The organism is Streptomyces sp. NPDC002276, from assembly GCF_053891435.1.
Genome location: NZ_JBSFCQ010000012.1, coordinates 161,728 through 175,737, shown reverse-complemented (window position 1 = coordinate 175,737; position 14,010 = coordinate 161,728). Strand labels below are relative to the sequence as shown.

Annotated in this window: 12 protein-coding genes; 6 read left to right on the top strand and 6 right to left on the bottom strand. The window is 70.1% G+C overall.

Going from position 1 to position 14,010, the window contains the following annotated elements:
- Nucleotides 1-50: 50 nt before the first annotated feature.
- The gene (locus ACWIHT_RS28745) at nt 51-620 is read right to left on the bottom strand and encodes a TetR/AcrR family transcriptional regulator (protein ID WP_456171189.1); all 570 of its coding nucleotides are present in this window, start codon (nt 618-620) and stop codon (nt 51-53) included.
- Nucleotides 621-767: 147 nt separating this feature from the next.
- On the opposite strand from ACWIHT_RS28745, the gene ACWIHT_RS28740 reads away from it, so the two are divergent.
- Nucleotides 768-1,625 carry an AAA family ATPase gene (locus ACWIHT_RS28740; RefSeq protein ID WP_456171188.1) on the top strand — a complete coding sequence of 286 codons (858 nt, stop codon included), beginning with the start codon at nt 768-770 and terminating at the stop codon, nt 1,623-1,625.
- Nucleotides 1,622-2,986, top strand: coding sequence for a vWA domain-containing protein (locus ACWIHT_RS28735; RefSeq protein ID WP_456171187.1), 1,365 nt, complete (start codon nt 1,622-1,624; stop codon nt 2,984-2,986). Before ACWIHT_RS28740 ends, ACWIHT_RS28735 begins: the two co-directional genes overlap by 4 nt.
- 1 nt (nt 2,987) lies before the next feature.
- On the opposite strand, the gene ACWIHT_RS28730 is transcribed toward ACWIHT_RS28735, so the two are convergent.
- Nucleotides 2,988-3,692 carry an SDR family oxidoreductase gene (locus tag ACWIHT_RS28730; protein ID WP_456171186.1) on the bottom strand — a complete coding sequence of 235 codons (705 nt, stop codon included), beginning with the start codon at nt 3,690-3,692 and terminating at the stop codon, nt 2,988-2,990.
- Between the two features lie 149 nt (nt 3,693-3,841).
- On the opposite strand from ACWIHT_RS28730, the gene ACWIHT_RS28725 reads away from it, so the two are divergent.
- Nucleotides 3,842-4,801: a D-cysteine desulfhydrase family protein gene (locus ACWIHT_RS28725; RefSeq protein WP_456171185.1), complete on the top strand. Its 960-nt coding sequence runs from the start codon at nt 3,842-3,844 to the stop codon at nt 4,799-4,801.
- A 93-nt stretch (nt 4,802-4,894) separates the two neighbouring features.
- On the opposite strand, the gene ACWIHT_RS28720 is transcribed toward ACWIHT_RS28725, so the two are convergent.
- From ACWIHT_RS28720 to ACWIHT_RS28710, 3 genes are all read right to left on the bottom strand, one after another.
- A complete protein-coding gene (locus tag ACWIHT_RS28720; protein ID WP_456171330.1) occupies nt 4,895-5,254 on the bottom strand; it encodes a cupin domain-containing protein in 360 nt (119 codons plus the stop codon).
- A 165-nt stretch (nt 5,255-5,419) separates the two neighbouring features.
- Nucleotides 5,420-6,400 (bottom strand): pyridoxal-phosphate dependent enzyme, encoded by a 981-nt coding sequence (locus ACWIHT_RS28715; protein WP_456171184.1) that lies wholly within the window; start codon nt 6,398-6,400, stop codon nt 5,420-5,422.
- Nucleotides 6,397-7,167, bottom strand: a complete 771-nt coding sequence (locus ACWIHT_RS28710; protein ID WP_456171183.1) for a helix-turn-helix transcriptional regulator — start codon at nt 7,165-7,167, stop codon at nt 6,397-6,399. Before ACWIHT_RS28710 ends, ACWIHT_RS28715 begins: the two co-directional genes overlap by 4 nt.
- Nucleotides 7,168-7,259: 92 nt before the next feature.
- On the opposite strand from ACWIHT_RS28710, the gene ACWIHT_RS28705 reads away from it, so the two are divergent.
- A complete protein-coding gene (locus ACWIHT_RS28705; protein ID WP_456171182.1) occupies nt 7,260-8,261 on the top strand; it encodes a MerR family transcriptional regulator in 1,002 nt (333 codons plus the stop codon).
- Between the two features lie 349 nt (nt 8,262-8,610).
- Here ACWIHT_RS28705 and ACWIHT_RS28700 read toward each other — a convergent pair whose 3' ends face one another.
- The gene (locus ACWIHT_RS28700; RefSeq protein ID WP_456171181.1) at nt 8,611-9,594 is read right to left on the bottom strand and encodes an aldo/keto reductase; all 984 of its coding nucleotides are present in this window, start codon (nt 9,592-9,594) and stop codon (nt 8,611-8,613) included.
- A 248-nt stretch (nt 9,595-9,842) separates the two neighbouring features.
- On the opposite strand from ACWIHT_RS28700, the gene ACWIHT_RS28695 reads away from it, so the two are divergent.
- Both ACWIHT_RS28695 and ACWIHT_RS28690 read left to right on the top strand, forming a co-directional pair.
- Nucleotides 9,843-10,604, top strand: coding sequence for a FadR/GntR family transcriptional regulator (locus tag ACWIHT_RS28695; protein WP_456171180.1), 762 nt, complete (start codon nt 9,843-9,845; stop codon nt 10,602-10,604).
- Nucleotides 10,605-10,796: 192 nt separating this feature from the next.
- Nucleotides 10,797-14,006, top strand: a complete 3,210-nt coding sequence (locus ACWIHT_RS28690) for a discoidin domain-containing protein (RefSeq protein WP_456171179.1) — start codon at nt 10,797-10,799, stop codon at nt 14,004-14,006.
- Nucleotides 14,007-14,010 lie beyond the last annotated feature (4 nt).

Below are 14,010 nucleotides of genomic sequence, written 5' to 3'. Positions count from 1 at the left end.
TTGAATTCGGTTTCGGGGCAGTCGCTACGGTGGCTGCCCCTGCCGCACGTCTACTTCACGCCCGCCGCGTCCAGCAGGATCGTCACGGTCTCCGTCGTCAGCCCCTCCAGCGTCTCCACCTTGGCACCGGCGCGGGCACTCGCGCCGTCGAAGACCAGCATCAACTGGCGGGCCAGCAGGGCGGGATCGTGTGCGCCGCCCAGCTCGGCCTGGGCACGGAAGGCGTCCTGCAACGACTCCTTCGCGGCGCGGGCGACCACGCTCGCCGGGTGCTCGGGGTCCTTCAGCTCGACCAGCGCGGCAAGGAAGGGGCAGCCCATGTACGCGGGCTCGGTCGACGCCTTCTCCGCCTGCTCGAAGACGTACAGGATGCGTTCGCGTGGCGTGCTCGCGTCGTCCGGGCCGGGCATCAGCCGCGCCGCGTAGCCGGGGGCACGGCGTTCCAGGCTCGCGGCGAGGACCTGGTCCTTGCTGTCGAAGAGCTGGTACATCGACCGTTTCGAGACTCCGGCGGACCGGCACAGCGCCTCGACGCCGATGGAGACGCCGTCGCGGTAGAAGAGCTCGGCCGCAGCGTCGAGCAGCCGGTCTCGGGGGGACGCCTTGTCTGTCGTGGCCATACTGCGAGGTTACCGCGCCGCAAGCCAAGAGGAAACCGATCGGTGTACCCGCTTGCGCGAAGGCCCGCTCCCGGGTGACAGTGAAGGTGAGCAAGCGCTTGGACATGCCGCGCACCAACACACCACCCGTGATCCGCCGGAGGCCCCGTGTTCCGTTCCGTCGACGAAGTCGCCGCGCGCCTCGCCGAGACCGGCTATCTGGCCTCGCCCGCCGTCGCCACGACCGTCTTCCTCGCCGACCGCCTCGGCAAGCCGCTCCTCGTCGAGGGCCCGGCCGGCGTCGGCAAGACGGAGCTGGCCAAGGCCGTCGCCGAGGTCGCCGGGGCGGAACTGGTCCGGCTCCAGTGCTACGAGGGCGTCGACGAGTCCCGCGCGCTGTACGAGTGGAACCACGCCAAGCAGCTGCTGCGCATCAGCGCGGGCCGCGACGAGAGCTGGGACGAGACCCGCACCGACATCTTCAGCGAGGAGTTCCTGCTCCCCCGTCCGTTGCTTACGGCGATCCGGGGCGACGCCCCGAAGGTCCTGCTGATCGACGAGACCGACAAGGCGGACGTCGAGGTGGAGGGCCTGCTGCTGGAGGTGCTCAGCGACTTCCAGGTCACCGTCCCGGAGTTGGGGACCATCACCGCGACCCACCGCCCCTTCGTGGTCCTCACATCGAACGCGAGCCGTGAGCTCTCCGAGGCACTGCGCCGCCGTTGTCTGTTTCTCCATATCGGCTTCCCCGACGAGGAGTTGGAGCGCCGGATCGTACGGCTGAAGGTGCCGGGGCTCAGTGAGGCGCTGGCCGAGTCGGTGGTCCGGGTGGTCGGGGCGCTGCGGGGGATGGAGCTGCGGAAGGTGCCGTCGGTGGCCGAGACCATCGACTGGGCCCGCACCCTCCTGGCCCTCGGCGCCGACACGCTCGACGAGACGGTCGTACGGGACACCCTGGGCGTGCTCCTCAAGCATCAGGACGACATCCTCAGGGCGGCGGCGAAGCTCGACCTGGACGCGGTGTGACCGCCACCGAGGTCACCGGTGTCGCCGAGCGGCTGACGGGCCTGGTCGCGGCGCTGCGCGCGCACGGTCTGCGGATCGGGACCGGCGAGACCGTGGACGCGGCGCTGGCGATGGAGGCGCTGGGGTTCGCGGACCGCGAGCTGCTGCGTGAGGGACTGGCCGCGACGCTGCTGCACGGCACATCCCAACGCCCGGTGTTCGACCCGGTCTTCGACCTCTACTTCCCGCGCGGCATCGGAGCACCGCGGGGCGAGCCCACCGGCCGGGACGACCTGCGCGACCGGCTCGCGGCGGCGCTGGCCGCCAACGACCGGGCGTTGATGGGGCAGTTGGCGGCGGAGGCCGTCGACGGTTTCGGCGGCTACGGCAACTCCCCCACCACGGACGGCTGGTCGTCGCACCAGACCCTGGAGTGGCTGCGCCCGCAGACGCTGCTGGCCCGGGTGCGGACGAGCATCCGGGAGCGGGGCGGCGACGCCGGGTTCACCGACCGGCTGCTGGACGACGAGATCCGGCAGCGCATCGAGGGTTTCCGGCGGCAGGTCGCCGCGGAGGCGCGGCGCCGGGTCGCCGAGCGGCGCGGCCGGGACGAGATCGCCCGCCGGGCGGTGGCGCCGACGGCCGACCGCGTCGACTTCCTGTTCGCGGGCCGGGCCCAACTGGCCGAGCTGCGCAGGGCTGTTCAGCCGCTGGCCCGGAAGCTGGCCACCCGTCTCGCCGCCCGTCGGCGCCGCGCTTCCCGGGGCACGATCGATCTGCGGCGCACCCTGCGCGGTTCGCTGTCCACGGGCGGGGTGCCGATGCGGCCGGTGCTGCGCAGGCGTCGGCCGGTCCGGCCCGAACTGGTGCTGCTGTGCGATGTGTCGGGCTCGGTGTCCGGCTTCTCCGACTTCACGATGCTGCTGGTGCAGGCGCTGCACGACCAGTTCAGCAAGGTCCGTGTGTTCGCCTTCGTCAACCGCCTCGACGAGGTGACCGGGCTGCTCGCGCACGGCAGCGCCGACCCCGAGGGGCTCGGCGCCCGCATCCGCGCCGAGGCCACCCTCACCGGCTGGCACGGAAGCAGCGACTACGGCGTCGCCCTGGGCGAGTTCGCCGAGCGCTACGGCGACGCGGTCGGTCCGCGCACGACCGTGTTCGTGCTCGGTGACGCCCGCACCAACATGAGCGACCCGAATCTTCCGGCCGTCCGGCAGATCGCCCAACGGGCCCGCCGTGTCTACTGGTTGAACCCCGAGCAGCGCTCCCAGTGGGGCACCGGCGACTCGGCCGCGCCCGGCTACGCGGAACTGGTCGAGATGCACGAGTGCCGGAACGCGAAGCAACTCAGCGCGCTGGTCGGGCGGTTGCTGCCGATCTGAACTAGACGGCGGTCAACTGCGGGTAGAGCGCGCCGCCTTCCGCGGACAGGCCTGCCTTGACCTGCCGGGTGAGGTCGTCGGCCAGCACCTCGAAGGCGCCGGCCTCGATGCCGTCGAGGGCCTGGGCCGCCACGCTCTCGGGAGTGGACTTGGGCCCGTCGACATGTGCGGCCATGTCCGTGTCGACGTAGCCGACGTGCAGTCCGGTGACCTCGATGCCGCGCGGCTTCAGGTCCAGGCGCAGGGAGTTGGTCTGCGACCAGAAGGCGGCCTTGGAGGCGCTGTAGGAGCCGGCGATGCCGACCCAGGACAGCACGGAGTGGAAGTTCAGGATGTGACCGCCGCCGTTGCGCTCGATGATCGGCACGAAGGCGCGGGTGACCAGCAGCGGGCCGTAGAAGTTGGTCTCGAACTCGCGGCGGATGTCCTCGATCGGCGAGTCCAGGAAGTTCGCGTTCACGGCCGCGCCCGCGTTGTTGATCAGGATCGTGACGTCCTGGGCCTGCTCGGCCGCCGCCGCGACGGAGGCGGGGTCGCTGACCTCCAGTGCCAGCGGTACGGCGTCCGGGTGGGTGATGGTCTTCGGGTCGCGGGCGGTGGCGTACACCTTCTTGGCACCCCGCTCGTACAGGGCCTCCACCAGTGCGCGGCCGATGCCACGGCTGCCGCCGGTGACGAGGACGACGGAACCTTCGATGTCGGTCATGGAGATCTCCGGGGTGAGGGGATGCCGTGGAGCACCCGACGCAAGATGGAAACCGATCGGTTTCCTCATGTCGACCACAGTAAACCGATCGGTTTCTATGGGCAAGCCCGACTGCCGATGAACTGCCGGAGCGCGCGATGATGTACGGCATGAGCGACCCCCGCGTGGAACTGGCCACCTTCCCCACCCCCGTCGAACCGGCGCCCCGGCTGGCCACCGCGATCGGACTCGGGCCGGACGACCTGTGGATCAAGCGCGACGACCTGACCGGCCTCGGAGGCGGCGGCAACAAGATCCGCAAGCTGGAGTGGACCGTGGGCGCTGCACTGGCCGAGGGCGCGGACACCCTGGTCACGACGGGCGCCCCGCAGAGCAACCACGCCCGCCTGACGGCCGCCGCCGGAGCCCGGCTGGGCCTTGCCGTGGTGCTGGTGCTACGCGGATCACCGGGCGTGTCCCGCTCCGGGAACCTCGCCCTGGACGGGCTGTTCGGCGCCCGGATCGCCTGGGCGGGCGAGGTGGACCAGGCCGGACTGGACCGGGCGGCGGCCGAGGTGTGCGAGCAGCTGCGCAAGGGAGGTGCCCAGCCCGCGCTGATCCCGTTCGGCGGTTCCAGCGCGCTCGGCGCACGCGGCTACGCGCACTGCGGCGAGGAGTTGCGCGGGCAGCTCCCCGGTCTCCGTACCGCCGTGGTCGCGCTCGGTTCGGGCGGCACGATGGCGGGGCTGGTGATCGCGCTCGGGGCCGCGTCGGTACTCGGCGTCGACGTCGGCGCACTCCCCGAACCGGCCGCCGCCGTAAGCGAGTTCGCGGGTCTGACCACGACGGAGGGACTCCGGGTCCGGCGCGACCAGATCGGCGCGGGCTACGCCACGCTCACCGCGCCGACCGCCGAGGCGCTCACGCTGGCCGCCCGCACCGCCGGGCTCGTCCTCGACCCGACGTACACGGGACGGGCGATGGCCGGTCTGATCGCGGCCGTCCGGGACGGTGACATCAGGCCGGGCGAGCGGACCGTGTTCGTGCACACGGGCGGGCTGCCCGGCCTGTTCGGACACGCGGAGGCCGTCGGGTACGCGGAGGGGCAGGTCGTCGCGTACCGGGCATGACAGTGATCGCCTACCGGGCATGACGGTCGCGTACCGCGCATGACATACGCGCCCTGCGGGTGCGGTGCCGCGGGGCGCGTACGTCCGGAGGGGCTACGGAGCCTTCGCGTAGTCCGTGGCCATGGCGCCGGCGAAGTCGTACACGATCACCTGCTCGTCGCCGACGACCCAGGCGTCGTGTCCCGGCGGGCACACGAAGACGTCGCCGGGGCCGACTTCGCCCTCGCCGCCGTCGTCCATGAGGAGATGCAGCCGCCCCTGGACGACGTAACCGTTGTGATGGATCTCGCAGCTCTTGGTGCCCGCGATCGGGCCCACGGACTCGGACCAGCGCCAGCCCGGCTCGAACGTCCCCACCGCGAAGTCGAGTCCGGTGAGGTGGACCGCTTCGAGGTGGCCGCGGGGGAAGTCACGCCGCTCGTCCGGCTTGTCGACCGTCTTCACTTCCAGCATGACGGCTGCCTCCGTTCCGGCCGCGCGCAGCACGGCCGGGGCCGGTCTCCGTCTCCCGGCTGCCATGGACGGCACCGGCGCTCCGGCGGGGGCCGCGCCCCACCACTCCATCGTCTTCCTGTCCACCCGGGAGCGCCATTCGGGGGAACGGCGACCGGGGCACGGTCATGACGAAACGCTCGCGCACAGCTGCGCGAACCGCTCGGCGCCGATGTTGCCGCCCGAGACGATCATCCCCACCCGGCCGGTGACCCGGCCCGCGCGCCCGGCGAGGAGCGCGGCCAGCGGGGTGGCACCGCTCGGCTCGACGACGATCTTCAGCCGCTCGAAGGCGAACCGCATCGCGTCCTTGATCTCCTCGTCACTCACCAACGCGATCTCGTCGACGAGCCGCCGGTTCACGGAGAAGGTCAGTTCGCCGGGCGTCTCGGCCGCCTGTCCGTCGGCGATGGTGCGCGGCACCGGGATGGTCACGCGCCGCCCCGCCTCCAGGGACCGCTTGGTGTCGTCCCCGGCCGCGGGTTCGACGCCGGTCACGCGGGTGCGCGGGTGCAGCCCCTTGACGGCGGTGGCCGTCCCGGCGATCAGCCCGCCGCCGCCCACGGGCACCAGTACGGTGTCCAACTCCCCGACTTCCTCGACGAGTTCGAGTACGGCCGTGCCCTGTCCCGCCATGACGTGCGGATGCTCGTAGGGCGGGATGAGGGAGAGTCCGCGCTCGGCCGCCAGGGCCTCCCCGATGGCCACCCGGTCGCCGGTGTAGCGGTCGTACGTCACGATCTCGGCGCCGTACCCCGCGGTGGCGGCCAGCTTCGAGGCCGGGGTGTCCTCGGGCATGACGATCACCGCGGTGGTGCCGAGTTCGCGGGCGGCGAGAGCGACGGCCTGGGCGTGGTTGCCGGAGGAGTAGGCGGCGATGCCCCGGGCCAGTTGCTCCGGGGTCAGCCGGGAGGCCGCGTTGTAGGCGCCGCGGAACTTGAAGGCGCCGATCCGCTGGAAGTTCTCGCACTTCAGGAACACCTCGGCGCCGACGAGTCCGTCGAGAGTGCGTGAGCGCAGTACCGGTGTGCGGTGGGCGACGCCCTTGATCTGCGCGGCGGCGTCACGGACGTCGTCAAGGGTGATGGGCGGGGTGGTGGTCGTCACGCGGGTCCTCCATCGGAAGCGGAGTCGGCGGGAGGGACGGAATCTGCCGGAGTGGCGGGGGTGCCGGGTGCGGCGGAGGTGCCGGTCGCGGCGCGGGCCTGGGAGAGGTAGTTGTAGGCGGAGGCGCGGGAGATGCCCAGTCGGGCGGCGACCTGCTCGACGGCCCGCCGCACGGCGAACACCCCGTGCTCGTCAAGGCTGCGGAACAGCTCCAGCCGCTCGGCGCGGCCGAGTTGGACCCACGTCCTGCTCTGTCGGCGCAGTTGGTGGTCGTCCACGATGGCCTCGACCACGGAGTCGATGTCGTTGCCGAAAGTGGTCGTTCCCGGCGCATCACCCGCCCCGGTCCCGACTCCCCCGCCGATCCCGGTGAGCACGGCCTGCGCCTGCTGTACGGCGGTGACGTCGACGTTGACGCACAGCGCGCCGAACACCGCGCCCGTCGAGTCGCGCAGCACCATCGTGGACGACTTGAGCCGTTGGCCGCCCTTGGTCCGGGTGAGGTAGTTCAACTCGTCGTCGGCCTCGTCCCCGCGCGCCAGCACCCGCAGCCCGATCTCACTCATCGCGCCGCCCACCGAGCGCCCGGTGACAGCTCCGGAGACGGCGACCACGGACTTCTCCGGGGACCGGTAGTCGTGCAACACCACCTCGCAGACCGGCCCGAAGGTCGCCGCGATCCCCTCAACGACAGGCCCCAACGCACCGACGATCGCGTCCCGTTCGGCGTCCAGGGCAGGGTTGCCGTCCACCTTCCCCTCTCTCATTCTTGGACAGTCAGTCCAATTACTATACTAAATGCCTACTCCCCGCCGATCCCCTTGACTCTCAAGTCGCTTGAGATCCCATAGTGATCGGCATGAACGAGCTCTACTCCATCGGAGACGTCGCCCGCCGCACCGGCCTGAGTGTGAGCGCGATCCGGTTCTACGCCGACGAGGGCGTCGTCACACCCACCGGCCTCACCGGGGGCGGCTTCCGGCAGTACGACGTGCACGCCATCGCGCGGCTCGAAGTCGTGCGGACCCTGCGCGACCTGGGTGCCGACCTCGACGACATCCGCCGGGTACTGGGCGCGGAGACCTCCCTGCACGATCTGGCGGTCACTCATCTGCGCCTGGTCGAGGACCAGTTACGGCAGTTCCGGGCGCGCTCCGCCGTACTGCGGACCATCGTGCGGCAGCACACCACGACGGAACAGGTGAGCCTGATGCACAAGTTGGTGTCGATGTCCGACGACGACCGCGACCGGCTCATCGGCGAGTTCTGGGACTTCGTGACCGACGGCCTGGACGTGCATCCCGACTACGTCGAGCAACTGCACAGCAAACGGCCCCACTTGCCCGAGGAGCCGTCCACCGAGCAGTTGGAGGCCTGGATCGAACTCGCCGAGATCGTGCGGGACTTGGAGTTCCGCACAGCGCTGCGGGACTTCCTCCACCGCACCTTCGGCACCGAGCAGGGCAGGCTGATGGCGTCGCCGGAGATGATGGCCCGCGTCGAGAGGCATCGGAAGCTCCTCCTGGAGGCGCAGGCTTCCCAACAGGCGGGCGTGCCCGCGGAGTCACCGCTGGCCCGGGACATCGCCGAGCGCGTGGCCGCCGACTCGGCGAGGCTGGTCACGGCGATGACCGGGGACCAGGGACACGACGTCGAGAAGGCCCGGCGCGGCATCGTCGACTTCGACCGGAACGGCAGGGGCGCGCAGGCGTTGGCCAAGGCGACCGGCCTGAAGCTGCTGACCAAGTACCACTCCCTGGTGGCGACCATCAACGGCACCCCCAAGCCGGATCCGGAGCGGGCGGCGGCAGTCCGCGAGTGGATGGCCGCCGCGCTGCGTCAGGACCCGTCCGGCGGATGACGCGGCCGAAGTCCCCGTTCACGATCCGTCAGCCGCACTGACTGGTCCGGGAGTTACTGGGGCACCCGTTTTTTAGGCCGTGGCCTTGGCCGCGACGCGGATGAGCAACTTCCCGCGCACCGGCGGCCTTTCGTCCGCGAGCACGCTGTAGTACAGCGAATCGCGGCGCGTGCCGTCCTGGCGCACCATGTGACTGCGCGGCGTTCCTTCGATCGACGGACAGCTGGATGAGCCGGACGGCACGGCCGGGAAGGGAGTCGTTGCTCATCACCGCACCGTTGCTCCGAACTCACCGCCTCGTACGCGTGGCCAGCCACGACAGGTCAACTGCGGCGGAACACCGGCCTGTTCAGTCCCACCCCGCTGCCCCGCCCTCCGCTGCCGCATCGAGGTCCCGCCACGCTTCCGCGGTCAGATCGGCGGCGGTCCATTGGGCTGCGGACACGACCTCCTCCGGGGTGCGGAAGCCCGCGACCACGCAGGCGACAGCGGGGTCGCGCAGCGGAAAGCGCAGGGCGGCGTGCGGGAGTGGGGTGCCGTGTCGGGCGGACACCTCGGCGAGGAGGCGGGCGCGGCGCAGTACCGGTTCCGGGGCGGGGCCGTAGTCGAAAGTGGCGTCGCTCCCGGGGCAAGTGCGGCTGAGCAGGCCGGAGTTGAACGGTGCGGCGGCCACCACCGCGACCCCGCGTCCGGCGCACGCGTCCAGCAAGGGGCGGGCGGTGCGGTCGAGGAGGGTCCACCGCCCGGCCACCATCACGGCGTCGACCTCCCCCTCCTCGACGATGCGCAACAGCGGGGCGACCGTGTTCATGCCGACGCCGACGGCACCGATGACGCCTTGGTCGCGCAGGGCCGCCAGCGCGGGCAGGGCGTGGTCGAGGGCGGCGTCCAAGTGATCGTCGGGATCATGGACGTAGACGATGTCGACATGGTCGAGTCGCAGGCGGTCGAGGCTGGCTTCCAGACTTCGCAGTACGCCGTCCCGTGAGTAGTCGGGGCGGCGCGTCAGCGTGTCGGGTACGGCGAAGCCGCCTGCCGTCAGGTCGGATCCGGTGGGTGCCGGGTGGGGCTCCAGCAGTCGGCCGACCTTGGTGGAGACGGTGAACTCCGTGCGCGGACGGTGCGCGAGGGCCTCGCCGAGCCGCCGTTCGGACAGCCCGAGGCCGTAGTGCGGGGCGGTGTCGTAGTAGCGCACCCCCACGTCCCAGGCGGCATCGAGGGTGGCCCGCGCCTGGTCGTCGTCGATCGGACCGTGGAGGTTGCCGATGGGGGCGGCACCGAATCCCAGTGTGCTGACCCGGACGCCCGTACGGCCGAGTGGGTGTGCCCTCACGAGGTTCCCGCTTCCACGGCACTCGCCGCATAGAGAAGGATCTGCTTCATCTGGCAGGCAGGACCTTAAGGATGGGATCCATTTCACGCAACACCCTGATGGATATGGGCAGTTTCTGGCATTTTAGCAGGGTATCCACAGGGCTTCGGATCGAGATCTGTCCGATCTCTTCCCAACTCTCAGCGGCGGTGCCATATTGGCCACGGAAAATGAACCTGATTCATTCATGGCGCAAGAGGGGGCTCGCCTTGGGCGACTCAACACCGGCCTACCGTCCGGGATATGAGCTGGTCGCGGAGCAACTGCTGGAGTACATCGCCCAGCAGAACCTGCGGCCCGGCGACCGCCTCCCCACCGAACAGGGCCTGGCCCAGATCCTCGGTGCCTCCCGCAACGTCACCCGGGAGGCCGTGAAAGTGCTGGCCGCGATCGGCCGGCTCCAAGTGCGGCGCGGCGCGGGCATCTTCGTCGCCGCCTCGGTCGGCGGGCTGCTGGACGACGAGCTCTCGCACTTCCGGCCGACCGGTATGGAAGACGTCCGGATGCTCCTGGACTACCGCAAGGTGATCGAGTCGGAGACGGCGCGCCGTGCCGCCTCCCACGCGACCCCGATCGAGGTCAGGGCCATCCGGGAGAGTGCGGAGAGTTCCCTGACGGCGGCCACGATGAACGACGTGGACACCTTCGCCAAGGCGGACGCGGCGTTCCACGACGCGGTGGGCGCCGCCTCGCACAACGTGTTCCTGCGGGCGAGCGTCGCCGGTGTGCGGCGCCTGGCGTCCCAGTCCGACGTACTGCTCTTCCACGGTGACGTGCCCGGATCGCTAGAAGTCGCCGCACATCAGCATGTGGCCATAGCGGAGGCGGTCGCCGCGGGGGCGGCCGATCTCGCCGAGCGGCTGATGGTGGAGCACATCGCCACCACCCAGAGCCAGTTCGAGAGCAAGATTCGCGACCGGCTGTTCAGCCCCGAGGCCCGGCCGACCCCTCCGGAGGCACCGGCCTCGTAACCCGGCCGACCCCGCATGTGCCGCAGCACAGCGATCGGGTCGCCCGACGCCCTCAAGTCCCGGTGGACAACCGGGACTTGCAGGTATCACCCTCCCTCAGGCGATTGGATAGGTGTGTCTCATCCGTCTGCGCGCAGGGGCGCTTTCACGCCGCTGCGAAGAAGTTTCCCCGCCGCCTTCACCGTGGCCGCGATGGCAGCCGCCCTGCTGAACGCCGTACCGGCCCAGGCGGCTCCCCCGCCGCAGGACCTGAACGTCTATGTCTCCCCGACCGGCCGCGACGCGGGTTCGGGTACCGCCGCACACCCCTTCAAGACCCTTGACCACGCACGGGATTACGTACGCGATGTCAAGCAGAAGGCCAAGGGCGACATCCACGTCCGGCTCCTGTCCGGCACCTACCAGCTCAGCCGCACCTTCGCCCTGACCGCCCGGGACTCCGGCACCAACGGGCACCGGATCTACTACGAGGCCGCGCCCGGCGCGCACCCGGTGATCAGCGGAGGCAAGCAGATATCCGGCTGGGTTCCGGCCGACGCGACAGGACAGGTCTACAAGGCCAAGGTCGGCGACATCGACACCCGACAGCTCTATGTGGACGGCGAGTTGGAGACCCGGGCGCGCAGCGGCAAGAACCCGGCCGGCTTCAGCCAGACGCCGACCGGCTACGCCTTCACGGACTCCTCCCTCAACTCCTACAAGCGTCCCTCGGACCTGGAGGTCGTCAGCTCCTGGGGCTGGAAGCTGATGCGCTGCCCCGTGCAGTCGATCGCCGACTTCAAGATGACGATGCAGCAGCCCTGTTGGCACAACGCGCATCTCCAGCAGGGCCAGGAGATCCAGAACCCGACCTGGCTGGAGAACGCCCGCGAGCTGCTGGACACACCCGGTGAGTGGTACCTGGACAAGGGCGCGGGCGAGATCTACTACATGCCCAAGTCCGGCCAGAACCTGTCCACTTCGACCGTCACCGTGCCGCTCGTGCAGGACCTGGTGGACCTGAACGGCACCCGGGCCGCCCCCGTCAGCGACGTGTCGTTCCAGGGCATCACCTTCTCCTACTCCACCTGGCTCGCGCCCAGTTCGTCCGAGGGCCTCATCGAGGGCCAGGCCGGTTTCCGGATGGTCGGCAACGACCCCGACTTCGACGCGACCCGTCTGAAGTGGCAGAAGACTCCGGGCGCGGTCAACCTCAACTACGGCCACGGCATCGGCTTCGAGGGCAACACCTTCACCCATCTCGGCGCGGTCGGGCTGAACTTGAACACCGGCACGCAGGGCACCGACATCACGGGCAACGTCTTCCGCCAGATCGCCGCGACCGGCATCCAGATCGGCGGAGTCGAAGTGATCGACGCCCACCCCGACGACCCCCGGGACATCACCAAGGACACCCAGGTCGCCAACAACGTGGTCACCAAGGTCGCCGACCAGTACAACGGCTCCATCGGCATCCTGGCCGGCTACACCGACCACACCACGATCACCCACAACAAGGTCTACGACCTCCCCTACACCGGCATCTCCGTCGGCTGGGGCTGGGGCCTCACCGACCAGGGCGGTGACACCAACTACCCGGGAAACCTGGGCGTTCCGATCTGGGACACCCCCACGACCAGCCGCGACACCAAGGTCACGGACAACGAGATCTACGACATCATGAAGTCGCAGGCCGACGGCGGTGCCATCTACACGCTCAGCACCAACCCCGGCGGTGTGGTGTCCGGCAACTACATCCACGGCACACCGCCGCCCGCCTACGGCGCGATCTACCACGACGAGGGCAGCCGGTACTGGACGAACACCGGCAACGCGCTGTGCGACGTGGCCTACCAGTGGCTGTTCCTCAACCACGGCATGGACATCAGGGCCACGAACAACTTCACCACCCAGCCCGCCTACTCCGCCCAGGCCAACAGCACGAGCAGCACCATCACCGCCAACACCACCGTGGGTTCCTGCGCCCAGCTCCCGGCCTCCATCGTCAACAACGCGGGCCTGCAAGCGAGTTACCGTCACCTCGACCCGGGCCCGGCCGTCACCGACCACAAGTCGCCCAGCAGGCCCGGCACTCCGAGCGCGGTCACCGACTTCCCGACGATCGCCGACCTCAACTGGGCCGCGTCCACCGACGACACGGCCGTCACCGGCTACTCCGTCTACCGCGACGGCAAGCTGATCAGCGCCACGGGCGCCACCTCGGTACGCCTTCCGGGCCTGACCGCCGGAAAGACGTACACCTTCAAGATCACCGCCCGTGACGCCGCAGGCAACGAGTCCCAGCCCAGCCAGGCGCTCAAGGTCACCATGCCGTCCGGCTCCGACCTCGCCCTCAAGAAGCCGATCACCGCTTCGTCGTACTCCGAGGACAACACCCCGGCCAAGGCGGTCGACGGCGACCTCTCCACCCGCTGGGCACAGGGCCTCGGCCTGCCCGACCCGTCCTGGATCCAGGTCGACCTCGGAGCGTCGTACGACGTGAACGGCGCGATCACGACCTTCGAGAAGGCGAGCGGTTACAAGTACCGCATCGAGGTCTCCCCCGACGAGGTCCACTGGAAGACCCTCGCGGACCGCACCACCGCGGACACCACGGCGGCGACCGACTACGTCCACACGGGCACCCCGGTCGCGGGCCGCTTCGTCCGACTGACCGTCACCGGCTCCAACTGGAACGGCGGCAGCATCTACGACTTCCAGGTCTACGGCACCCCCAGGACCGTCACGGACCACACGGCCCCGACCGCTCCCGGACAGCCGACGGTCAAGCCGCTGCTGCCCAGCCTGGTCGATGTCAGCTGGCCCGCGGCCACGGACGACACCGGCGTGACCAGCTATGTCGTCTACCAGGACGGCAAGCGGATCGGTGTCACCGACGCCACGACCCTGCGGGTCTCCGGCCTGACCGCCGGCACGCAGTACTCGTTCACCGTCGTGGCCCGCGACGAGGCGCTGAACACCTCCGACCCGAGCAAGGCGGCCGTCGTCACCACTCCGGCGGACAACGACCTGGCCCTGAACAAGACGGCGACCTCGTCCTCCGAGTCGGACGGCTACGCCCCGGCGAAGGCGGTCGACGGCAACCTCTCCACCCGCTGGGCGCAGGGCCTGGGACTGCCCGACCCGTCCTGGCTCCAGATCGACCTCGGCAAGGACACCACCGTCTCCACCGTGGTCACCACCTTTGAGTTGCCGAGCGGCTACAAGTACCGCCTGGAGTACTCCACCGACGGCCAGAACTGGTCGACGTTCGAGGACCACACCGCCGCGAGCACCACGGCGCAGACCAACTACGCCTTCGTCGGCACCCCGATCACCGCGCGCTATCTGCGCCTGACCGTCACCGGTTCTAGCGGCAACGGCGGCAGCGTCTACACGCTCCAGGCGTACGGCGGCTTCTGAGCCC